This is a genomic window from Bradyrhizobium sp. CCBAU 051011, from assembly GCF_009930815.1.
Lineage (GTDB): Bacteria > Pseudomonadota > Alphaproteobacteria > Rhizobiales > Xanthobacteraceae > Bradyrhizobium.
In genome coordinates, this window is record NZ_CP022222.1 from 8,732,714 (window position 1) to 8,752,808 (window position 20,095).

Genomic DNA, 20,095 nt, shown 5'->3' on the forward strand with positions numbered 1-20,095 from the left:
CATCCGAGACCTTTTTCATGAACGCAGCCTCTTACGTCATTCCCGCAATTCCGCAGCCCACCCTTCCCGTCGTCGGCGAGACCGGCACCTATCCGGTGCGCCGCATCTGGTGCGTCGGCCGCAACTATCTCGAGCACATCCGCGAGATGGGCAATGACGAGCGCGCGCCGCCGTTCTTCTTCGGCAAGCACGCCGACATGCTGGTGCCCGACGGCGCCACGATTCCTTATCCGCCGCTGACCAAGGACCTGCATCACGAGGTCGAGTTGATCGTCGCCATGAAGAGCGGCGGCCTCAACATTCCCACCGATAAGGCGCTCGACCATGTCTATGGCTACGCCGTCGGCATCGACCTCACCCGCCGCGACCTGCAGATCGCCTCGCGCAAGAAGGAGCGGCCGTGGGAAGTCGGAAAGTCGTTCGACTATTCTGCGCCCTGCTCCGCGATCCAGCCGGCTTCCAAGATCGGCCATCCCACCAAGGGCAAGATCTGGCTGACGGTGAACGGCAAGGAAGCGCAGAAAGGCGATCTCACCGAGCTGATCTGGAACGTGCCCGAAATCATCTGGCAGCTCTCACAGCAGGTCAAACTCGCCGCTGGCGACATCATCATGACGGGCACGCCGGCCGGCGTCTCCCAGCTCCAGCCCGGCGACAAGCTCGAGTGCGGCGTCGACGGCGTCGGCACGCTGAAGGTCAATATCGGCAAGCCGGAATAGACCGCCGCCTGCAAGTTCTCACGAATGAAAAGCCCCGGACCTGTCCGGGGCTTTTTGTTGATGCGTAGGATGGGCGCAGCGCAGCGATACCCCACCTACGCGCTCCGCGACCGCTATCGCGATGGTGCCGCTAGATTTGGCGCTGCTTCCTGAAAGTCCCGGGTTCAGATTTCGCGGAACGACACCAGGCGGCGCCGCGCCTCGTCCCATAACACAAGCCGCACACATCGGAAGCTCTGCAGGAGCGTGATGCGGCCGACGTCGCGCAGTTCAGGGTGGTCGCGCAGCACACGCGGCAGCCGGTAATAGGGAATACGGCTGGAGAGGTGATGCACGTGATGAATACCGATATTGGCCGTGAACCAGCGTAGCAGCGCCGGCAGTTCGTAATGTGAGCTGCCGTGCAGAGCGGCTTGATGCAGGTTCCAGCTCTCGTCGCGCTCCCAACTCGTGTGCTCAAACTGATGCTGCACGTAGAACAGCCATACGCCGGCCGTGGCGGCGAGAAGTATGATCGGAAGGTGCACGAGCAGGAACGCCTTGATGCCGATAAACCATGTGAGAACAGCTACGATGACGGCAATCGCGAGATTGGTTGCCATTGTACTGGCCCAGGGCTGCCAACCATTGCGCATGAGGCCAACGGGAAGCCTCTGCTGCAAAAGAAACAGGTAGGCTGGTCCGACCCCGAACATGATCAGCGGGTGTCGGTAAAGACGGTATTTCAGACGACCCCACCAGGAAAGGGCGCGATATTCGCGCACTGTCAGCGTATCGAGATCGCCGATACCGCGGCGATCGAGGTTGCCGGTGGTGGCATGATGCGTCGCATGCATGCGGCGCCAACAGTCGTAGGGCGTGAGCGTGAGCACGCCGATGACGCGGCCGACCCAGTCATTTGCCAGACGGCTGGCGAAAAAGGTGCCATGACCACAGTCGTGCTGGATCATGAACAGGCGTACGAGAAAGCCGGCAGCCGGAATCGCAATCAGTAATGAAGCCCAAGCATAGCCGAGGGAAAACGTGAACCAGGCCGCGGTCCACAGCATTGTGAGTGGCAAAGCCGTGATCGCCAACTCGCTAACGCTGCGCAGCCGATTTGGGGTGCTGTAGTCGTCCAAAATGCGCTTCCAGCGTCGAGCGTCGGGGACGTCATCGCCGCCATGGGCAGGCTGAAGCAAGCCAGGGCCGTCTTGCCTGTTAGAGGGCTGCGCAGCTCTCTTATGCACGGAGATATCTCCTTCTGACAGTGCACGGAAGATCGAAGCACCGAGGGATCGGCAACTTCGACGATTGATCGATTTTGGGAGAAGGGTCTGAAACGTGCGTGCCTGTCAGTAGCGCAAGGCAAAGCGGCCCAGTCGTTCGGCCAAGTGTCGATTACCGCATATGGACACGAATTGGGGTGGCGTCAAGGACTGCAACGCCGCGCTCCCGGAGTCCCCTTTGGTCAATTTTGAACATGCGCGCGATCGCGAATGACGTCCGCTTTGCCCCCCGCTCACCGGACACAAGCCGCCTCCCGGTTGCAAGATCCGCAAAACTGCCGCAGATTTCGAATATTGCCGAAGCATAACGGCGAACGTCGGAGGACACACATGATCAAGGTAAGCGTAATGTATCCCAATACGCCCGGCGGGCGCTTCGATCACGATTACTATCGCGACAAGCATATGCCACTTGTGAAAGCCCGCATGGGCGATGCGTGCAAGTCCTATACGGTGGACAAGGGCCTGGCCGGCGGAGCACCCGGCGCTCCCGCAACCTACGTCGGGATGTGTCACATCTTCTGCGACTCGATCGAGGCCTTCCAGGCCGGCTTCGGGCCTCACGCCAAGGAGATCATGGCCGACATTCCGAACTATACCGACCAGGCCCCGGTCATCCAGATCAGCGAAGTCGTCGTTGGCTGACTCCTGGCTCGCGATGTAGGGCGGGTTAGCGAAAGCGTAACCCGCCGATTTCGCGGCGTGCGCCTTGAAAAGAACGGATCCATGCCGGGCGAACGCAATCTCGCGACGTTGCTGCAAAATATGAGGCCCGAGATGCACGAAGGCGTCTTCGTCTTCTGCAGCATTTCGGGCGACGAGGAAATTCCAGCCACCCTCACCCCGGTGCACATCTTCCGCGAACGCGAGGGAACGACCTTCGTGGTGCGGCGTGAGGAAGCCGAAAGCGCCGGGCTCTTCTATCAATGTGCGTCGCGGCTGATCACACTGACGGTTTATTCCTCGCTTGAAGCCGTCGGCTTCCTGGCGGCAGTCACCGGCCGCCTGGCCGAAGCCGGCTTCAGCGTGAATGCCGTGTCGGCCTTCTACCACGATCATCTGTTTGTGCCGGAGCACAGGGCGGATGAGGCTCTGCGACATCTTCTATCCATGTCGAGGCAAGCGTAGCCCGGATGAGCGAAGCGAAATCCGGGAGGATGACATCCCAGCGAACTGATTTGCTTTGCGCGCAAGTGCATTTTCTCCGCGCACCCTGCGACAAGCTAACCCGAGGGCAAATCAATTCGGATTTTCCGAAATCACGTCAAGTCCACGAATCAAAAATATTCCGCTTAACAGGTCGGGCAAATCAGTCGCATAACTCCGTCCGTCTCACGGCAAGATGAGGGGCGCTTCGCGATCGTCACGAACGTGCGGTGAGATGCGATGGACGCTGATGGCGCGCAAGACGTACGCGCCGGAAGCGTACGGCGAAGTCGTGTGGGCCTTATTTTGAAATCCGGTGAAAGGCCCTGCAACCAACAAAACCCTTTATTTCAAGGGTTTTTCTTCTACCCTCAGTCGCGGGCTTTCAGGGCATTTCGCCAAAGTCAGGGCCCGGCCCTAGGCCTCCCGCGACCCTCCAAGGACTGAGAGACCCAAGTCCGAGCCCATGGTCCCAAACCCTTCGAGGAGCCTGAAACCATGAGCGATACTACCACTACCGCCGACCCCGCCAAGCGCGGACGCAACGGCAGCATCATCCTGACAGACCGCATGTGCGGAAAGCGGGTCGCCAAGCGAACTAAGATTTACGACCGTAAATGCCCAGGCCTCTACGTCTCCATCATTCCGGCCGGCACTGCCACACTCTCGTTCAAGTTCACCGATCCGGGGAGCGGCAAGCAGCGCTCAACCACGCTCGGCATCTTCAACCCCGATACCTTCACCGTGGAACACGCGCGCAGCCGGGTCTATGCGTTGAAGGCGCTCGATCCGGCGGTGCTAGTTAATCAGTTACGCCAGCACCGGGTTGCCAAAGGCAAGCACGGCAAGACGGTCGCCGAGATTATCGACCTGCGCATCGATTGGATGCAGCAGCTGGAGCGGAAGGCCGATGGCGAGATGCGATCCCGGATCGAAAGCTGGCGCTACACCGCAGGCCACTTGGGACGCTTGGTCAAGCCGAAGCTCGGCAGGATGATCGCCAGCGACGTGACCCGGCAGGACATTGCCGAGTTGTCGAACGACATTCTCGACGGCAAGTATGGCAAGCCATCAGTCAGCAGCGCCCGCCACATGCGCCGCGCCGTCTCGGGCCTTTACACATGGGCAGCGGAAGCGGGCCGCGACTTCGTCCCCGAAACCTGCCGCCCTACATTCAACCTTCCGAAGCTACCGAAGGAACATGCCCGCGAACGGGTGCTGACTGAGGAGGAAATCCGGATTTTCTGGCATGGCCTCGACCGCGACGATCTGCCTTGGGATCGTAAGACGCGGCTGGCGCTCAAATTCGAGTTGGTCACCATGCTGCGCTCCCGCGAACTGCTGGGCGCACAGCGCAATGAACTGTTCGACCTCGACGGCAGCGCGCCTTACTTCCGCGTACCGGCCAAGCGGGTCAAGAAGCGTCGTGTGATCGAGCAGCCGTTATCCGATCTGGCAGTCGAGATTATCCGCGAAGCGTTGGCCAGCGACGCACAACAGTTTGTTTTTGAAAGCCCTGTCTATCCGGGGCAGCCAATCCACAGGATCGCGATGGCGACCGCGCTGCGTGGCACCAAGCACGAGAAGAACGCGGACAAGAGCAAGAAGCCGGGTCTGTGCGAACTGTTGGGCCTGAAGCCATTCACGCCGCACGACCTACGCCGCACTGCTGCTACGCTGGCCGGTGAACTCGGGTACTCTGACGCCGCCATTGCGAAATGCCTGGATCACGCTGTGACCAAGGATGACGGCGAGAAGGTCAATCGGGTGACCGGCATCTATAACCAATCGAAGCGCGCGCAGCAGAAGCGCGCGGTGCTCGACGGCATCGCAGCCGAACTACGGCGGATCATCGGCGAACCTGCACCGAAGGCAGTCGCCAAGCTGCGGCTCGCCGCCTGATCATCGAAATCCGACACCGTGTCGGACTTGAGCGGCCCGGTCAGCGCGAAGCTGGCCGGGCCTATTCATTTGAAAGCTGGTGAAACCCGCCATTTGGCCACTGGTGCGCGCTTTGGCGGGCTGGTGTGTGGCGGCGGCGGCTTCCGGATAACGCACGGGCGAGCCGCGCTGGAAGTGCTACAGTGCGACCGGGCCAAGGCGCTGTCACGCCCGGCCCGGACTGACCTCAAGCCAATGGTGCCGCCATGGGCAAGAAGGCTGCGAAGCATTATACACCCGAAGAACGCGCCGCCATCTCGCGGAGGTTAACCGCCGAGGAAATCGCAGTCCTCAAGGAGGAGCGCGCTAAACAGGAAAAGGGGGCCAAGATCATCGATCGCGCCATCGGCGTCGAAGCCGGTTTGATCCCGCCGCCATGGGCGGAGAAGCTGCTCGCCACCACCGAAGCGAAGACCCGAAAGGAAGGGCCCAAGGAGCGCCGCGTCAACTTGATCTCGCGCGGCTACTGGCCGCCTGAGGGAAAGCCGCCGGCAAAGCTCTCTAATGCCGACATCGTCAAGAAGGTCGGCGACGCCTACCACAAGCGATACGGGCACGCGGTTGATCGCACCACCATCCTGCGAAGCCGAACAATAGGTCGACTACCACGCCCATAACGCGGCTCCTGTTCGTTTGTGCATGCACACTTGCACACGTGCAATTTGCTGGCGATGTCGCATGCTTCTCGGTGTCATTTACTGAGGAGTAGCCGAAAATGGCTAACCAGACGAAGGCTGAAATGGCGGCGGCCCTGCGGGATGCGGGTATCCCGCGCAAAGCCTACTCGATCCCGCAATTCTGCGCCCGACACGCACTGTCCGAAGGGTTCTATCGGAAAATGCGCGAGCGTGGCCTTGGTCCGCGCGAGACCCGCATTCTTGATCGCGTGATCATCACCGAGGAGGCGGAAACCGATTGGCGTCGCGAGCGTGAGGCCGCGACCGCTGTCGTGGAGTAAACGCCATGAACACGGCAACGAACAAGCAAACCGACCTGCAAGAAGTCGCACCGGATACGTCCGTTCCTCGCCGCATGCTCAATCAAGAGCAGGTTCTGCAAATTGTGCCGGTCAGCCCGGTAACGCTCTGGCGGATGGAGAAGGCGGGGCGGTTTCCGAAATCGACCTACATAAGCCCAAACCGCAGGGTCTGGTTCGCGGACGAAATCATCCGATGGCAAGATGAGGTAAACGGCCGCAGCCGTGGCCGTGCAAACCACCAGCGCGAAGCTCAGTAGAAAGGCCGGGCGCTAGCTAAAGCGCACCGGCCAATGAAGGGCACTCGAACGGCCCACCATATGCGCCCGCGTCGCTACACTTGCAAACCCCGGCCTCACCCTAAGGGGAGGCCAGTATGAGTAAGTTTCAAACACGTCCGCGATCTGCGCGACGCCAGCAGGTCAAAACGAGCACTTGTTCGCCGATCACAATCATACGTCACCCGCATTTTGCGCGTGGCCTCGACGACATACGCGCCGGGCGGCCGTTCGCTCATGATGTCCAAGATGATTACTGGGCCTACGAGCGGGGTCGATTGTTTGGCGCGATTGCACCGCGTTCCATGCAGCTATTCGATGGCAAACGGCTCAACGTCAAGGCTGTCCTGCTCTTCTGCACCGCGAGCGAGCGAGGGCTTATCCTATGACCAGAAAGAAAAGGCGCGACCTCACACTGATCACGGACGAACTACACAGCGAACTGGCTCGGGAGGCGACCAGCTTCATTGCCATTGGCGCATTGCTGACCGAAGCGCGTGGTCAGCTCAATCACGGAGAATGGTTGCCGTGGCTCGAAGAACACTTCTCGGAGAGTACCAGCACGGCCGAGAACTACATGGCGGCGGCGCGCTTCGCGGCCAAATTCCCAATCGTTACGAATTTGAAGTTGCGCCCGACCGCGCTTTATAGGCTCGGCAGGGCGTTGGACGATCTGGATGATCCGTTCAATGATCGCAAAACAATCAAGGCGATCCTGAAAGCAGCCGAGACCGGATGGGTCAGCGTCCATCGAGCGCACACTATCGCGGACGCGTTGAGGCCGCCGGAGCCGGAGCCGTCCCCGGCAGGCGTAGAGACCGAAGCAGATGAACTGCAAGACGACGTCGAAGAAATACTTGCAGGTCCGCCGCCCGAATTGCCGCCTGCACCTGAAGCCACTGTCCACGACGTGATTTTGCCGTCGTTCGATCAGGCGGTGGCAACGCTGGCGCACTTGCAGACGAAGCCTATGGCCAGCTTCGTTGCCACGACACACGACCCGGACAGGATCAGCGACGTTATCATTTTTCTGCAGGAGGTTGCTGTTGCCATCCAGAACCGGAAGGCGGCGGCGTGAACAACTACAGGGCAAAACATTCAGAAGACAAAGACCGACGTGATCCACACCGCGCTGGGCGGGCGCTGGAGGACGAGCCATGACCAAAAAGAAGATCGCTCGCCCTGACCTTGAAATCCCCGTTGAGGCGTGGGGCACGATCAAGTCCGCGACCGACAAGCTCACATGGCTGGCGGTCGCCGGTGCCTGCATTACCGCTCGCATGGTTGACGTGTCATTCGCCCAGATGGCGATCAACATGGCCACAAGTCCGAAAGGAGTGAACAGCCAGACCGGACTGACATGGCGCAGCTCACGGACACTGGCTGCTGAAACTGGGATGACCAAATCGACCGTGAACCGCCTGTTGGACAAGGCCGTCGCCGCCGGGCTGCTGTTTGTTGTTCGTAAGGGCAGACCCGGACGAGACGGGCAATCCACGATCTATCGGCTGGCCATGCCGGAGGCCGCAAACGGCCCACCAGTGAGGAGTTTTGAGCCAGACAAATGGCCCACCAGTGAGACGAAAAAATCGGAAAACGGCCCATCCAAGCCACAGGAAACGGACCATGCATGTTCGGGAAAAGGGCCTACCACTGGGACACATCTCCTAAGAGACAGTATCTCCGTAGAGAATAACCTCCGGGCGGCCGCCGAAGGCGGGGCCGACACCGCCCGTGTGGATAGTTCTAACACCACCCGAGTTGTTAGAGAGAGCGCAGACGGCAGCGGCGCGGCTCCTGATCATGCGCCACCTGTTCGGCGCGCTGACGCGCGGACAGAACCGGAAGCGCATTCGTCAACATCCTCGACACCGGACCCATCGCGACAATCTCCCCTTCGCGACAATCCCGATGCCGCAATGGGTCGGCCTGCCGCCGCTGCGAACGCCGAGCCCGTCTTCGCGGACGTGCTGGCGGCGTACCCAGCGGACCGCCTTGGCGACGAAGCTGCAGCATACTTCGCTTTCGCACGCAGGATGGCCGACTGCCCGTTGGCGCGGGTCCTGGCGGCCGTTGCGGAGTTCGTCCGCGCGCGTGGCACGGATGAGCTCCCGACGCTGGCCGAGGCGCTGACGATAATTGCACGCACGCAGGCCCCGCAGGAGCGGCCGCAATGAACAACCCCAAGCGAGAGGAGCCAGACTATGACGAACAACATCGATAAGGCGATTGAAGAGTTTCTCGCGATCCGAAAGGAGGCAGGGCTAAAGATCGATCCCGAGACCGCCGAGGTGCGGTGGTGGTACGCAGATGTCCTCGATCCTTATGGAATTCATCCGGACCCGTCTGATTACGTTGGGAGGGAGTATTTCGCTCGCTCACCGAACAGTGACGTTTGGGTCGAGTTCGGTGACCTTCCTAAGGCAACCCGAGAAGCGCTATGGCAGAGGCTTGAACGGCGGATCGAGTTGCCAGATGTTCCATTCTGAGGCACCGCTGTGAGTAACCGTCACCAGCGTCGCGCCGATCTGCGGGCATTCCGGCGCAAGGCGTCCGGCGCGGTGCTGACCTATTTGGTTTCGCCCGACGACAGTGCTCTCGACCATTACCCGCTGCTGGGCAACGCGCTCGCGTTCTGGCGCAGCACCATCCAGCAGCGACAACCGTTTTGCCCGGCCTGTCGCGCAAGCTTTGCCGAGGAGGCACAGCCCGCCGCGTTCCTGTTCGCAACCGCGGCCATCGCGCCAACATCGGCCAGCGTGTCGGCGTTCTGCATGGCGTGCTGGAATGATCTGCCACCGGCCATGATCGAGCGCGAAGCCACGCGGGTTCTACAGCAGGTGATCCCCGGCGGCCGGTTCCTTGATCCTTGCGAGGCGAGGCGATGACCCGGCCACTTGACCACGCCAGGCTCACTGCCACACCGCTGCCACGGCATCGAGGCCAGCGGAGCACTGCACTGCTCGATGCACTGGCGCGCCGCGATGAATTGTTGAGGGCCGCCCGGTCGAGGTTCTACAATGCCATGTCGGAACGCTCTGCCGCTGCGGAGCTGCACCGGGAGCTGGCCCGGTATTCCGCGTTGGCTTGGCGTCGCGACCGGACCGAGGTGCAATGCCCAGCACGGCATGTCGGCAGGATCACCGAAGCGTGCTGGTCGATTTTGAAGCTGCGCGACCAAGTGCCGAGCGAGCGCGTGATCCGGCGCGCGCTGGCCGCCTGATCCGGTTTTCGTGGCCCACCTTGTGGTCCATGTTCGACGCCTCACGTGACAGGAACACACCATGGCATTCGAGCGAGCACCAGCGAACGCTGATTTCATCGAGCACGGCCCGGTGCCGAGCCTGCTGATCCCGCGCTACGGTAATCCAGCAGCAATACTGCCAGAGGCGGCCCGATTGCGGTGGCAGGCGCTCCAGCAGCGGTGGGACGACGCCAAAGCCCTTTCGATGCCGATGGTCGATGGGGTTAACGAGTTGCGGATGGACGCCCAGCGCGAGCAAGCTCGCCTGCGGCAGCTAACCTTGCCGAAGTCGGCAGGCGGCTTCGGGTTGCGGGCATCAACCGAGAAAGAGCCCACTGACGACATTCAGGTCAGGGATGTCGAGCGCAAGATCGCGGCCATCAGCGAGGAACTGCAGCGGAAGCAGGTTCTGCTTGAGGACCGCAGCGCCAGAACCAACAATGTCGGACGGCTCTGCGAGCGCGGCGAGCAGTGGCTTTCCGGCGGCATCCCGGGCGGCAACCGCGTTGTCGATCACGGCGAGATTGCGATCAGCTCAGTCCTTAAGCGCAACGAGACCGAGAGGCAGGCGCTTGAACGACTGCAGCGACGCTCACGAGAATTGCTGGCCGACGAGAACCGGGCGCGCTCCGCACCGTTGCCGTCATCCGAGGGCATCGGCAAGGCCCGCACCGAGATCGAGCGACTGGCGCAGCGCGGCGAACCGGATGTCTCCGCATTGGTCGAGGTCGGGGCACCGATCAGATGGCCACAGACGGTGCAGCGGCTCGACCTCGTTGCGATGACGCACGAGCAGAAGTCGATCTTCGGTGATGCACGCGGCGAGGTGGCCGATCCTCTCGCACTGCTGTGCTGGCTGCATCGCGACCAGTTGCTCACCCGCCTCGAGAAGCTGATCGCCGAGAACAGCGACGACGGCAATGCGCTGTCGGAACAAGATCGCGCCGAGAAGCTGGCTGAGATCGACGGCGACCGGCTTGAGGTCGAGAGACAGGAAGCTGCGCTGATCTGGCGGATGCAGGAGGCGGGACAGTCGGTGGATTTTCGGCAAGATGCCGACATCCGGGCCGTGCTGGGTGTCCGTCTTGAGGTCACCGACGACGTGACGCCGTTCGGGCAGGCAGCCGATTACTCGCATGTGATCGAGATCAGGTGAGGTGCAGAGATCGCCGCATCGTTTCAGCATGGCCGTGCGGCGAACCCTACCGCGAGCGGCCAATGGGTTTCAGCGGTGGGACACGAGCGCGGCGGCCCGGCTAACTCGATGCGGGCCGCCGCTGTTTGATCTAATGTCGTCGTGCAGACCCTTGAAAAACGGATAAGCACCTTTCCACCGGCGGACTTGGCCCGGTTAATCAAGGGGTTGTGGTCGGCAGAGCGCAATCTCCCCTTTTGGTAGCGGATGTGAATAACTGGTACGCAACCATTGGTTCGGGCAAAAAGGAAAGGCGCGTCATGCTTTAATGGCGCGATGTCCAAGACACGAAACAATCACTACGTCCCACAATGGTATCAGGAAGGGTTCTTTGAACCCGGCCGCAACTCGTTTGCTTATCTGGACCTTGAACCTCCCCAAAAGGTTTTGGCCGACGGGCGCACAATTAGCGAGAGAGCCATTTTCGATGCGCCGACTTCTCGCGCCTTTCGGCAAATGGACTTGTATTCGACCTTTTTCGGAACATCGGTCAATGACGAAATAGAGCGACACCTGTTCGGCTCCATTGATGCACGAGGATCGAAGGCCATCAGGGCGTTTGCAGGACCTGATCTCCGTGAGATGCACAAACATTTCAGAACGCTATTCGAATATCTTGATATCCAGAAAATTCGTACCCCGAAGGGGTTGGCCTGGCTTCGTGCGCAGTACCCCAAGCTCTCGCAAAACGAACTGATGTTTGAGATGCAGGGCATCCGCATGATGCACTGCACGATCTGGACCGAGGGAGTGCGGGAGGTCGTCTCCGCTGAGGATGCCGACGTGAAGTTCATCATCAGCGACCATCCAGTGACCATCTACAACTACGCTGCTCCACCCGACGCGGTGGCGTGCGCGTACCCGCATGATCCTTCAATTGCGTTGAAAGCCTCGCAGACGATCTTCCCCCTCAGCCGGGACTTCTGTCTCATTCTGACCAATTTGGAGTACGCGAAGGATCCTTCCGTAAGCCCGCTTGAGAAGCGGACCTTCCCACGAAATTATCGAAGTTCGATGGTTCGAACCGACGCATTCGTCCGGACGCGCCGATTTTCCAGCGAAGAAGTCACGCAAGTGAACTATTTGCTGAAGGCGCGCGCCCGCCGCTTTGTTGCTGCCGGCCGCAAAGAGTGGCTTTACCCTGAGCGACGCATTTCCGCCTCTTGGAGCGAGCTTCGCGCAACACTAATGCCACCGAAGAGTGAACTCCTCCTCTACGGCGGCGAGATGTTCGCTCGGTTCGAAGATGGCAGCGTCTATTATCAGGACGAATTCGGTAGGACCGAGAAGCCAAGGGATTTTCTGAAAAAGCACGTACCTGACAAGCCGCCGCAGCCAAAGGATCCGTGTGGCTGCGGGTCTGGCCTCACCTACAAGGAGTGCTGCGAGAAAAAGCCTCATGCGCTGCGACGAACTTGGAAAGAACCAAGCATCCGCGAACGAAACATCATGCTCTACAACGGCATCACAAAAATTCTCCACCTTGAGGACGGTAGGGACTGGGTCACCGTCCGCCGAAATATGACGGACGAGCAGATCGGCGAAATCTATTTTCTCTATCAGGCACTATGGCCGCTTGAGACTGATCTTTTTCCGCTACTGCCAAAGCCTGATGGGACGGCTCGGGCGGTTTTTACAGGGTCGATCCATCCTACGACGATGGCGGACTTCGCATACGGGGCACCGCTCTATTTTGGTGAGTTAATCGTACCGCACCCTTTCATGCACGCTGGAACGGTCAAGAAAGAATACAGTCCGGTCGAAAACCCGCGGGCCTACCGTCAAGAAATTCTCAAGGCCTTGGTCCTTCTCTTTGAGATCATGCCGCTGGTCGAAAGAGGTTTGATCAATCTCATTCCTGATCCGTGTGACTTCAATACTCATCTTCGCGACCAAATGCTTCAAATGGCTACGGCACGCTCGGCTGGTGTCAAACTTGATTTGGAAAAGGACCCTCGGCTGGCGGCACTAATGAGGGAGGACAGAAAGAGACACATGATGCTGTGGCCACGGCATTACCTGCGATCCGAGTTGTTAAGAACTGTGCCGGGTATGGACGAAGTGAAGGTAGAAGAGACGCTACGCGGTCTCGACGTGCTGAAGGAGCGAGATCCACTGGCTGTTCTGCAAGAGGGTTCCCTTGAAGGCGGCAGGAAAGGTGGGCAGTTTCACGTTATGAAGCTCGCCCCGAATTTCGAGATGGCGTTGTACTTGGCCCAGGCAACAGGCTCCTGCATCGTAACTGACAGTCACTATCGTTGGACCGAAATCCGCGGAGCAGTGCGCCGTCGGGCCGCAGCGGCGCCGCAGGTTCTCACGGCGCTCGCAGATAACATCGAGCATACTGCGTTTGCGTTCCCGCGACAGGTTGCGGATATTGCGGCGCTGGCTTCCGAAATGAGCCTTGAAGGCTATCCGGCTTTGATGATGCGCGTTCTCAAATACCTGTCGAAGCTCTACGACCGCGAACCGAAGGCCAATGTAGAGGAGCATTTGGCGGCTCGGTTTGCCCGGACCCATGTCTCGGCGCAGGCATCGTTGAGGAAGGCCGGCATTCTCGTCAAGGAGGCAAAGGTCTCCGGCATTTTCCCGCGCGGTGGCATTCAGGACAATACCGTCAGCCGTCTCCTCCTGATGTCCAGTTCGGAGATGCACATATCGTCCGTCCCTATGGCATTCTTCATCGAAGAAGCAAAATAGGCCGCACGTGGACATTGCGGGGGGGCAAACGGCAGGTTCGAAACAACGTAGGACAATGAATTTACAAGCAAAAACATGATTTTACTGCGCTCGCCAGCGGTGGCTGAACAGGAGGACGCCAACCAGCCACAGGAGCAAGTCAGTGCAAAGTCCAAAGCCCTTCAGCGTCTTTCAGGCGATACCCGGCCAGAAGGACCCCAAGCCGCTCTTCGTCGTCCACGCCTATTCGCTCGAACAGGCCCGCGCGATCGTCGCCGGCAAGGTCGCGGGCGAGACCGTCGTTGTCGGCCCGGTCTCGCGAGAGGGAGCCGGCCAATGATCCCGGACACCAAGAACGGCCTTAACGCAATGACCTGCGTCTCGGCCATGCAGAAGGCGATCAGGCGCGGGATGGAACGCGAAGCGATGGAGTTCGCGGTCGAACTCATGCACACCAGCAAAGCCTTCCACTCGATGGTCTGCAACAGGCTGCTGATTATCGCGCATGAAGACCTCGACACCATCGCAGCGCCGCAAGTCTTTCCATTCGTCGCTGCATCGTTGGCCACATCAAGGGACCGCTACGCGAAGTCGATCGGTGAAGCCCGGCTAATGGTGGGCAATGCGATCCGCATGATGTGCAGGTCACCAAAGTCCCGCGCGGGCTGCCACTTCGCCGCCGCCATCGGCCTGCGGTCATCGCTGGAGGACTTCGTGCCTACCATTCCCGACTGGGCGAACGATCAGCACACCCTTGCAGGACGGAAGCTCGGGCGTGGCTTAGATCATTTCCGCAGAGAGGGCGCGAGGCTGGTACCGGAACCGACAGAGCCGGACGCATACATCGAGGATGCCTATCGGTTGTGGGCGCTCAAAGCGCGGAGCAAGTAATAAGCCTGCCTCTGCCTATACTCTTGTCATCAGCCAAACGTCGGCTTGGTTCAGCTTGCCAGCAGATTGCAGGTAAATGCCGACATTGAACCGAGTGTGCCCTTCTACTAAGACGTAGGCGCTCGGCAGATCATGCTGCTTGGGATATTCCTTGTCGTGGTGCCCGTCCTGATTGTCGAGAACGATAATCGGGGCCGGGAATTTGCTGTGCTCCAGCATGTATTTTGGCACATACGGCATCCAGTCAGGCTTGAGGTTCACCAACTCCTCGCCCTTTTCGAGCGCGCCAGCGTTTTCGGCTTTGAAGTCGCTCCACCTGGTTAGGATTGTCTTGAGATCTGCCCATTGTCTCTGGTCGAACCTGTAGTTCTTGGAAATCAGGTAGCTGTAAGGTGAGTGCTTCCAGTGGCGGTGTAGCCATTGGCGAGCAACATCCACCGGGACGTTGGGAAATGAAGGCTGTGCCTGCGCCCACCACTCATCAAACGGGGTTTTGACTGCGCCGCCTTCCTCGAATTCAGGCGCGAGATTTGCCGGGTAATCGTCCATCTTATTTGTCCACAGCATCCTGCCGTCGCCAAGGTAGGTCCGCCATCGCGTGCGAAACGGCACACAAATTAAACGCGAAATGCGGAATGGGGAATATCTTCGCACCCCGGCGTCGCGCGTTCCTCGCATTTCCGACGCGCCCCAAAGGACCCGAGCGATCGTCGCACGGCATAATGCATCGCCGCCTCGCCGGTGCTCACTTATGTTTGCTCTCACAGCTTGATGACGACGTTTTCTTACAGCAAATGTAGGACCAGCCGGTCGAACGGCTCATGTTCAGTGAAGCGGCTCGCCCCGACGCCGCCCTCTGGCAGGCGGAGAGACCCGTTACGAGGCCCAGAAACTCCTCTCGATTGTTGTCGGGATAGTAGAAATAGGCGTTGAAGTCTGCCCGCTCCAAGTTCTCTTCCCCGCAGCCAGTCAGCCCACCAGCCAACAGCACAGCAAATGAAAGTGCGATAAATCGTTTATTCATGCCAGATACCTTTTGCCTCCCATCAACGCAGCGGCTCGCCAAGATAGAGCGTCAGTGGTTCATCCTGCACCGCTGAGCAGACATCCTCTCGATTGATTTTTGTGCGGACCATCGTCACCGCTTTCGCTACACGGTCGAACGTCAGTGCTTGGCGAATGCATACGTCCGGCAACGCCTCGGCCACCACGCTCTGGGCATCGAGCTTCGTGATACGGAAAGAGTTGCGATACGAGGAGAGCCAAGGCTGGCCGCTCAGCGACATCACGTCGGCTTGGTACAGATCGCAGTTACTCTCGGAGGCATCACAGACTATACGAACCGTATTGATCTTGTTTGCCAAGTCACCGCCTCGCCAGCTACCGGTCGCGCTGAGGTAAGGCACCTGCCGGTCCGCCAGTTTATCGTTGAAGCTGAAAGTTACGCTGGCGCGAACGTCTTGCTCGGCTAGATCGCGCACGAACCACCCCGCGCCACAGCCGATCACAAGCCCCAAGAGCAACCAAAGTGCAGCCTTCATTTGCCGTCCCCCGCAACGAGCCTACCGCGTTCGTCAGGCCGCGTTTGCCGGTTGTTTCCCGATATCCACAAGTGGCGGCCGCCGGGCGCGGCAAGCGACGGGCAGTCTGGCAGCGTCGAAGGCGGCAGGACGGTCCTACAGCTCCCGGGCTATGCCCAGCGCATCACGGCTTGGGATTATTTAGCGGGTTCTGACCTTTGGCATCGCGCCATCGTCATGGGTGCGCTAACCTCGCATCAGGTGTCCGAAAGCTCGACAAAATGCCCCTGCGCTGCCTCGGGCCAGATGGCCGATCCATCCAATCTTTCGATCTGCCCGAAGCCGAGTGGTTAGCTTTGCAGCTAGAGAACCGCCAGTCACGGCAACTGCGGATGCCGTGCTGTGATGCCTGCGTGATCATGAAAACATCTGCCCGGGGGCTGAAGTTCTTCGCCCATAAATCGCGCGGGCCATGCTTGAGTGCCCCAGAGACAGAAGCACATTTAGCTCTTAAGACGCTAGCAGCACAGGCCGCACGGAGAGCAGGATGGAAATGCTCGACCGAGGCAAGCGGCTCGTCACCATCTGGAGAAGCATGGACGGCTGATGTGCTGGCGTACAAAGGCGAAGCCAAGGTCGCGATTGAAATCCAATGGTCGCCTCAAACAAATGAGGAAAGTCTGTACCGCCAAGAGCGCTACCGCCAGTCCGGCGTGCGGTGTCTGTGGCTGTTTCGGCGGTCGGGCTTTCCCGTTTCAAAGGATTTTCCCGCCGCTTGCATCAGCGGTGACCTTGCCACTGGATTTAAGGCTCATCTGGGCAGGCAAGAGATGCCGATGGACGAGTTCTTCGACGCCGTGTTCGCAAAACGCTTTCAGTACGGAGTTTCGCTCGGAGCGAAAGCCCACGTTCGCATCCAATCTGGCGTGCTCCCTTGCTGGAAATGTGGGGTATTCACGCGGATTGTCACGTTTATCGAGATATTCGTAGACCCCTATCGCTTTCTGCTTGCGGTCGCCGACCTAACCGACTTTCCGGACCTGTTGGCATCGTGCAAGGAGCGCATTCCGAAGGCGGCTAACATCGGCGTCATCAAACCGAGATACAGCGCATCGCAAAAACGGAGCTATATGAGCAATGGCTGCTATGAGTGCGACGCATTGATCGGCAAGTACTTCGAACACCCAGCATGGCGTGATGAAGAAGCCACTTTGGCGGAATTCCAAATCACGATAACCAAGGACTGGTTGAGAGCAATCGAAAGCAAACCGTACTATTTCGCCGACTACAGTTGGCGTGTTGTCGGTTTGGATGACAGCAACAGGGGCGATTAGGCTCCTCGCGCGTGGGCGGCTCGCAACTCCTTTAGTTGAGCTTCGATGACGCTGCGTTGGTTGCCATGGTGAACCTCCCGATGGTGGGAGGGGCACAGGCACGCCGCGTTCTCGATGCGGTCTTCCCCGCCTTCGGCAAGTGGGATCACGTGGTGCACTTCACAGTAGGGCATGCCGTCAGCCGCCATAAACTGCGGGTGAGCGCAACCTGGCACCTCACAACGATGTCCAGCGCGCTTACGCGCGATGGCAATGACCAGTTGGTCACGCTCGTACACGCGAGTTGTGGCTGAGGAAGCGCGCGGACGCGCTGGCCGGACGGCAAGGTTGGCATGATATCTTGCGAGAAGGTCATCCAGGTCATAGTCTTCCAACCTGCGGGCCGCAGCCTCGGCACGTTCCTGCGCCGCATCTGCATCCAGGGCCGGCTCAGCATTTCCGGCGGTGGACATCCATAGCCGGTTGAATTCTTGCTCAAGGTCAGCCTCACGAAGCTGGTTCGCGACGGGATCAAAAAACTCATTCCAGACCCGCTGATCGGTAACTCCCGATCCGGCGAGGCCAGCCCGGGCATCCCTCGGATCGATAGACCGAAAGTTCATGACCTTGTTATAGACGCCAGGGATTGCCCTCCCTATCAACTGGGAGACGACTACAACTGGCGAGCCGGGCAAGCGAGATACAGGAACGCCGAGTGTCTTCGCGTAAGCCCAGAGCCCAGCAACGCTCTCGTCTCGCGACCAATCCTGCCCAGTGCGGCTCCATAGAGCGTAGAGGCGGGCAGCATGCTGTGGCGTCACAGGATAATTGGTGCCCGCCGCCATCTTAAGGTTTGGCAGGTCGTTTAGAACGGGGTCTTGAGCGAGCCATTCGCGCCGGAGGACTTCTTTCCCGCCGGCAATCCGGTTGAGCCGAAGAAGTGCGCGAGGCTGCACCTGCGCCGCCGCCTCGGCATTGCCTCGCCAGAACGGCATGGCATCAGCGCTCTCCGGCCTCGGCATGGCTGGAGCCACAACCGTGGCTTCCGCAACAATGCCTGCGTCCTTCTTCGCGCTTCCCTGAGTTCTCCAAATGAACACCCGATCACCCACTTCGACCTGCTGTGCATAGCGAGTGACCAGCCAAGGCAGTTGCGCCGGCGAGGTGGCGAGATAAGCGTCGATGTCGAACTGGTCGGGATTGCCCTGAAATATCCACGTCTGCACAACAGCCCTCATAAGCTCGGAGATAGAACCGAGCCAGCATTACCACGACGGCAACAAGGGGCGCGCGGCAAGCGTCAGAGACCGCAGGAAGGCCGTAGAGCCCCTGTTTAGCAGGGCTACGGGAACGCCGATCAGGCCGCGCCCGGAGAAATAGGGCCTATCGGGGCCCGGCGGCTTCCGGCGGGCCTTTCGTTCGTCCGGCAGAAATCGAAATATGCCTTTATTTTCGGGCTCTTCCGCCGTTCTCAACAGGCCGAAAAAGTCCCTAGACATCAAGTCGTGTGGTCCTGGCGTCGCGGTGCTGGCGTTAAGTCCTTAAGAAGCAAAGCTTCTCAGGGGCGACGGAGGCAAAAAAGCCGTTCTCCGGGGAGAGCTCGTTATAAGCCGTAAAGCCATTGCGCAGGGAAGGCCGGGATGCCCCCGCTGTACCTGTATGCTCGTGTGCGTTTTTCCTTATGCGCAACGGCACACGAGACCTCGGGTGCAGCAAGCACCCGGTCTTCCCTGCGCCCTTGTGTCCAGGAAATCTGTCAGAATGTGCGAACGGGCGGTTGCGCACCAACCGCCCGTTGCTGGAACTGAGCCCGTTGCGCCCAAAGGCGACCGAGCCTGTGTCAGAGCGAGGGACAGCTCCGGTGTCTTCCTCAACCCGAACAGTTGCAAGGGCTTCGAGCCCGAACCGAGCAAGGAAGGGAGTGGATGATGGCACAAAATGCTCATGTTGTCGTGGGTATCGATGTCGCCAAGGACAAGGTGGATGCGTGCATTCGTGCGTTGGGATTACGGCAAACCCTCCCGAGCACGACCCAGGGGCACCGTAAGCTGGTCGCCTGGCTTCGCAAGCACCAGGCGAACAAGGCGGTGATGGAGGCGAGTGGCGGCTATGAGCGTGCCTGGGCCAAGGTGCTGCGCGACGCCGGCATCGAAGTTCGGATCGTCGACCCCAAACGGGTCCGCAGCTTCGCGCTATCAGCCGGACGGCTGGCCAAGAACGATACGATCGATGCCGAGATGATTGCCTGGTTCGCCGAGACATTCAGCGATGCGCCGGGCCAGAAACACGATGCGGCACAAGAGGAGCTGCAGGCACTCGTAAAGGCGCGCTTAAGCCTGATTGATTTTAGGATGCGCTTGGTCAGCCAAAGCGAGCATGCCGCGCCGGGATTGGTGCAGAAGGCGCATGCCCGCATCTTGAAGAACCTGGCCTGCGAGATTGCCAAGCTCGAGGCCGCCATCTGCGCCAAAATCAAGTCCATGCCGGATTTTGCGGAACGCGCCGAGATCATCGAGAGTGTGCCGGGGTTCGCCGAGACGAGTTCGGCAAACCTCCTTGCAGGAATGCCGGAGCTTGGTCAGGTGAGCAACAAGATCGCCGCGGCCTTGATCGGGGTCGCCCCCTATGACGACGACAGCGGAAAGCGCCGCGGCGAGCGCCACATCAAGGGAGGCCGCCGCTGGGTCCGTAACGCCATCTACATGCCCTGTGTTGGCGCAGCCACGCTGAACAATCCCGTGCTGAAGGCCTACTATCAGCGCCTGATTGCCAAAGGAAAAGAGCCGAAGATTGCCATCATCGCCGGCATGCGCAAGCTGATCATCATCCTCAACACCATGATCGCACGACGGCAGAAATGGGATCCCAGCCGTTACGCGTTGAGCTGACGAGCGCGCCCACCGCGATCGGTTCCGCGACCGAGCG

Annotated in this window: 24 protein-coding genes; 19 read left to right on the forward strand and 5 right to left on the reverse strand. The window is 59.9% G+C overall.

The window, feature by feature from the left end; translation table 11 throughout:
- Positions 1-17: 17 nt before the first annotated feature.
- Positions 18-719, forward strand: a complete 702-nt coding sequence (locus tag ACH79_RS41055) for a fumarylacetoacetate hydrolase family protein (protein WP_161855838.1) — start codon at positions 18-20, stop codon at positions 717-719.
- A 164-nt stretch (positions 720-883) separates the two neighbouring features.
- Here the strand turns inward: ACH79_RS41055 and ACH79_RS41060 are convergent, their stop codons facing one another.
- A complete protein-coding gene (locus ACH79_RS41060) occupies positions 884-1,900 on the reverse strand; it encodes a fatty acid desaturase (protein WP_161855839.1) in 1,017 nt (338 codons plus the stop codon).
- A gap of 417 nt (positions 1,901-2,317) precedes the next feature.
- Between ACH79_RS41060 and ACH79_RS41065 the strand changes: the two genes are divergently transcribed.
- From ACH79_RS41065 to ACH79_RS41140, 16 genes are all read left to right on the forward strand, one after another.
- A complete protein-coding gene (locus tag ACH79_RS41065) occupies positions 2,318-2,632 on the forward strand; it encodes an EthD family reductase (RefSeq protein ID WP_161855840.1) in 315 nt (104 codons plus the stop codon).
- An 81-nt stretch (positions 2,633-2,713) separates the two neighbouring features.
- Positions 2,714-3,115: an ACT domain-containing protein gene (locus ACH79_RS41070; protein WP_161855841.1), complete on the forward strand. Its 402-nt coding sequence runs from the start codon at positions 2,714-2,716 to the stop codon at positions 3,113-3,115.
- A 516-nt stretch (positions 3,116-3,631) separates the two neighbouring features.
- Positions 3,632-5,035: a site-specific integrase gene (locus ACH79_RS41075; protein WP_161855842.1), complete on the forward strand. Its 1,404-nt coding sequence runs from the start codon at positions 3,632-3,634 to the stop codon at positions 5,033-5,035.
- Between the two features lie 245 nt (positions 5,036-5,280).
- Positions 5,281-5,691, forward strand: a complete 411-nt coding sequence (locus ACH79_RS41080; protein ID WP_161855843.1) for a hypothetical protein — start codon at positions 5,281-5,283, stop codon at positions 5,689-5,691.
- A 98-nt stretch (positions 5,692-5,789) separates the two neighbouring features.
- Complete coding sequence (locus ACH79_RS41085) at positions 5,790-6,032, forward strand: hypothetical protein (RefSeq protein WP_246738334.1); 243 nt, start codon at positions 5,790-5,792, stop codon at positions 6,030-6,032.
- 5 nt (positions 6,033-6,037) lie between these two features.
- Entirely contained in the window at positions 6,038-6,310 is a 273-nt protein-coding gene (locus tag ACH79_RS41090) for an AlpA family transcriptional regulator (RefSeq protein ID WP_161855844.1), read from the forward strand.
- Between the two features lie 116 nt (positions 6,311-6,426).
- Complete coding sequence (locus ACH79_RS41095) at positions 6,427-6,717, forward strand: hypothetical protein (protein WP_161855845.1); 291 nt, start codon at positions 6,427-6,429, stop codon at positions 6,715-6,717.
- Positions 6,714-7,406 (forward strand): DUF3102 domain-containing protein, encoded by a 693-nt coding sequence (locus ACH79_RS41100; protein WP_161855846.1) that lies wholly within the window; start codon positions 6,714-6,716, stop codon positions 7,404-7,406. The genes ACH79_RS41095 and ACH79_RS41100 overlap by 4 nt, the downstream gene beginning before the upstream one ends.
- 79 nt (positions 7,407-7,485) lie before the next feature.
- Positions 7,486-8,505: a helix-turn-helix domain-containing protein gene (locus tag ACH79_RS41105; protein WP_161855847.1), complete on the forward strand. Its 1,020-nt coding sequence runs from the start codon at positions 7,486-7,488 to the stop codon at positions 8,503-8,505.
- A gap of 27 nt (positions 8,506-8,532) precedes the next feature.
- Positions 8,533-8,817, forward strand: a complete 285-nt coding sequence (locus tag ACH79_RS41110; protein WP_161855848.1) for a hypothetical protein — start codon at positions 8,533-8,535, stop codon at positions 8,815-8,817.
- Positions 8,818-8,889: 72 nt separating this feature from the next.
- On the forward strand, positions 8,890-9,216 hold the full coding sequence (locus ACH79_RS41115) for a hypothetical protein (protein ID WP_161855849.1): 327 nt from the start codon (positions 8,890-8,892) through the stop codon (positions 9,214-9,216).
- Positions 9,213-9,551, forward strand: a complete 339-nt coding sequence (locus ACH79_RS41120) for a hypothetical protein (RefSeq protein ID WP_161855850.1) — start codon at positions 9,213-9,215, stop codon at positions 9,549-9,551. The genes ACH79_RS41115 and ACH79_RS41120 overlap by 4 nt, the downstream gene beginning before the upstream one ends.
- A 61-nt stretch (positions 9,552-9,612) precedes the next feature.
- Positions 9,613-10,728: a hypothetical protein gene (locus tag ACH79_RS41125; protein WP_161855851.1), complete on the forward strand. Its 1,116-nt coding sequence runs from the start codon at positions 9,613-9,615 to the stop codon at positions 10,726-10,728.
- 315 nt (positions 10,729-11,043) lie between these two features.
- Entirely contained in the window at positions 11,044-13,467 is a 2,424-nt protein-coding gene (locus tag ACH79_RS41130; protein WP_161855852.1) for a DUF4238 domain-containing protein, read from the forward strand.
- A gap of 142 nt (positions 13,468-13,609) precedes the next feature.
- Positions 13,610-13,786, forward strand: a complete 177-nt coding sequence (locus ACH79_RS41135; RefSeq protein ID WP_161855853.1) for a hypothetical protein — start codon at positions 13,610-13,612, stop codon at positions 13,784-13,786.
- The gene (locus tag ACH79_RS41140) at positions 13,783-14,337 is read left to right on the forward strand and encodes a hypothetical protein (protein WP_161855854.1); all 555 of its coding nucleotides are present in this window, start codon (positions 13,783-13,785) and stop codon (positions 14,335-14,337) included. Before ACH79_RS41135 ends, ACH79_RS41140 begins: the two co-directional genes overlap by 4 nt.
- 15 nt (positions 14,338-14,352) lie before the next feature.
- Here ACH79_RS41140 and ACH79_RS41145 read toward each other — a convergent pair whose 3' ends face one another.
- The 3 genes from ACH79_RS41145 to ACH79_RS41155 form a co-directional block, all read right to left on the reverse strand.
- Positions 14,353-14,886, reverse strand: coding sequence for a hypothetical protein (locus tag ACH79_RS41145; RefSeq protein WP_161855855.1), 534 nt, complete (start codon positions 14,884-14,886; stop codon positions 14,353-14,355).
- A gap of 196 nt (positions 14,887-15,082) precedes the next feature.
- Positions 15,083-15,361, reverse strand: coding sequence for a hypothetical protein (locus tag ACH79_RS41150; protein WP_161855856.1), 279 nt, complete (start codon positions 15,359-15,361; stop codon positions 15,083-15,085).
- Between the two features lie 22 nt (positions 15,362-15,383).
- On the reverse strand, positions 15,384-15,878 hold the full coding sequence (locus ACH79_RS41155; protein WP_161855857.1) for a hypothetical protein: 495 nt from the start codon (positions 15,876-15,878) through the stop codon (positions 15,384-15,386).
- Positions 15,879-16,138: 260 nt separating this feature from the next.
- Here ACH79_RS41155 and ACH79_RS41160 point away from each other — a divergent pair, with 260 nt between their 5' ends.
- A complete protein-coding gene (locus tag ACH79_RS41160; protein ID WP_161855858.1) occupies positions 16,139-17,191 on the forward strand; it encodes a competence protein CoiA in 1,053 nt (350 codons plus the stop codon).
- Here the strand turns inward: ACH79_RS41160 and ACH79_RS41165 are convergent.
- On the reverse strand, positions 17,188-18,396 hold the full coding sequence (locus ACH79_RS41165) for an EVE domain-containing protein (RefSeq protein ID WP_161855859.1): 1,209 nt from the start codon (positions 18,394-18,396) through the stop codon (positions 17,188-17,190). The two genes, ACH79_RS41160 and ACH79_RS41165, sit on opposite strands and share 4 nt — an antisense overlap.
- Before the next feature lie 702 nt (positions 18,397-19,098).
- Here ACH79_RS41165 and ACH79_RS41170 point away from each other — a divergent pair.
- Complete coding sequence (locus ACH79_RS41170) at positions 19,099-20,058, forward strand: IS110 family transposase (RefSeq protein WP_161849892.1); 960 nt, start codon at positions 19,099-19,101, stop codon at positions 20,056-20,058.
- The last annotated feature ends 37 nt before the right edge of the window (positions 20,059-20,095 follow it).

What these genes read in the sequence shown, in the direction of transcription:
- ACH79_RS41055 (WP_161855838.1), top strand. Translation starts at nt 18, where the DNA reads ATGAACGCAGCCTCTTACGTCATTCCCGCAATTCCGCAGCCCACCCTT.
- ACH79_RS41065 (WP_161855840.1), top strand. Translation starts at nt 2,318, where the DNA reads ATGATCAAGGTAAGCGTAATGTATCCCAATACGCCCGGCGGGCGCTTC.
- ACH79_RS41070 (WP_161855841.1), top strand. Translation starts at nt 2,714, where the DNA reads ATGCCGGGCGAACGCAATCTCGCGACGTTGCTGCAAAATATGAGGCCC.
- ACH79_RS41075 (WP_161855842.1), top strand. Translation starts at nt 3,632, where the DNA reads ATGAGCGATACTACCACTACCGCCGACCCCGCCAAGCGCGGACGCAAC.
- ACH79_RS41080 (WP_161855843.1), top strand. Translation starts at nt 5,281, where the DNA reads ATGGGCAAGAAGGCTGCGAAGCATTATACACCCGAAGAACGCGCCGCC.
- ACH79_RS41085 (WP_246738334.1), top strand. Translation starts at nt 5,790, where the DNA reads ATGGCTAACCAGACGAAGGCTGAAATGGCGGCGGCCCTGCGGGATGCG.
- ACH79_RS41090 (WP_161855844.1), top strand. Translation starts at nt 6,038, where the DNA reads ATGAACACGGCAACGAACAAGCAAACCGACCTGCAAGAAGTCGCACCG.
- ACH79_RS41095 (WP_161855845.1), top strand. Translation starts at nt 6,427, where the DNA reads ATGAGTAAGTTTCAAACACGTCCGCGATCTGCGCGACGCCAGCAGGTC.
- ACH79_RS41100 (WP_161855846.1), top strand. Translation starts at nt 6,714, where the DNA reads ATGACCAGAAAGAAAAGGCGCGACCTCACACTGATCACGGACGAACTA.
- ACH79_RS41105 (WP_161855847.1), top strand. Translation starts at nt 7,486, where the DNA reads ATGACCAAAAAGAAGATCGCTCGCCCTGACCTTGAAATCCCCGTTGAG.
- ACH79_RS41110 (WP_161855848.1), top strand. Translation starts at nt 8,533, where the DNA reads ATGACGAACAACATCGATAAGGCGATTGAAGAGTTTCTCGCGATCCGA.
- ACH79_RS41120 (WP_161855850.1), top strand. Translation starts at nt 9,213, where the DNA reads ATGACCCGGCCACTTGACCACGCCAGGCTCACTGCCACACCGCTGCCA.
- ACH79_RS41125 (WP_161855851.1), top strand. Translation starts at nt 9,613, where the DNA reads ATGGCATTCGAGCGAGCACCAGCGAACGCTGATTTCATCGAGCACGGC.
- ACH79_RS41130 (WP_161855852.1), top strand. Translation starts at nt 11,044, where the DNA reads ATGTCCAAGACACGAAACAATCACTACGTCCCACAATGGTATCAGGAA.
- ACH79_RS41140 (WP_161855854.1), top strand. Translation starts at nt 13,783, where the DNA reads ATGATCCCGGACACCAAGAACGGCCTTAACGCAATGACCTGCGTCTCG.
- ACH79_RS41145 (WP_161855855.1), bottom strand. Translation starts at nt 14,886, where the DNA reads ATGGACGATTACCCGGCAAATCTCGCGCCTGAATTCGAGGAAGGCGGC.
- ACH79_RS41150 (WP_161855856.1), bottom strand. Translation starts at nt 15,361, where the DNA reads ATGAATAAACGATTTATCGCACTTTCATTTGCTGTGCTGTTGGCTGGT.
- ACH79_RS41155 (WP_161855857.1), bottom strand. Translation starts at nt 15,878, where the DNA reads ATGAAGGCTGCACTTTGGTTGCTCTTGGGGCTTGTGATCGGCTGTGGC.
- ACH79_RS41160 (WP_161855858.1), top strand. Translation starts at nt 16,139, where the DNA reads ATGCCCCTGCGCTGCCTCGGGCCAGATGGCCGATCCATCCAATCTTTC.
- ACH79_RS41170 (WP_161849892.1), top strand. Translation starts at nt 19,099, where the DNA reads ATGGCACAAAATGCTCATGTTGTCGTGGGTATCGATGTCGCCAAGGAC.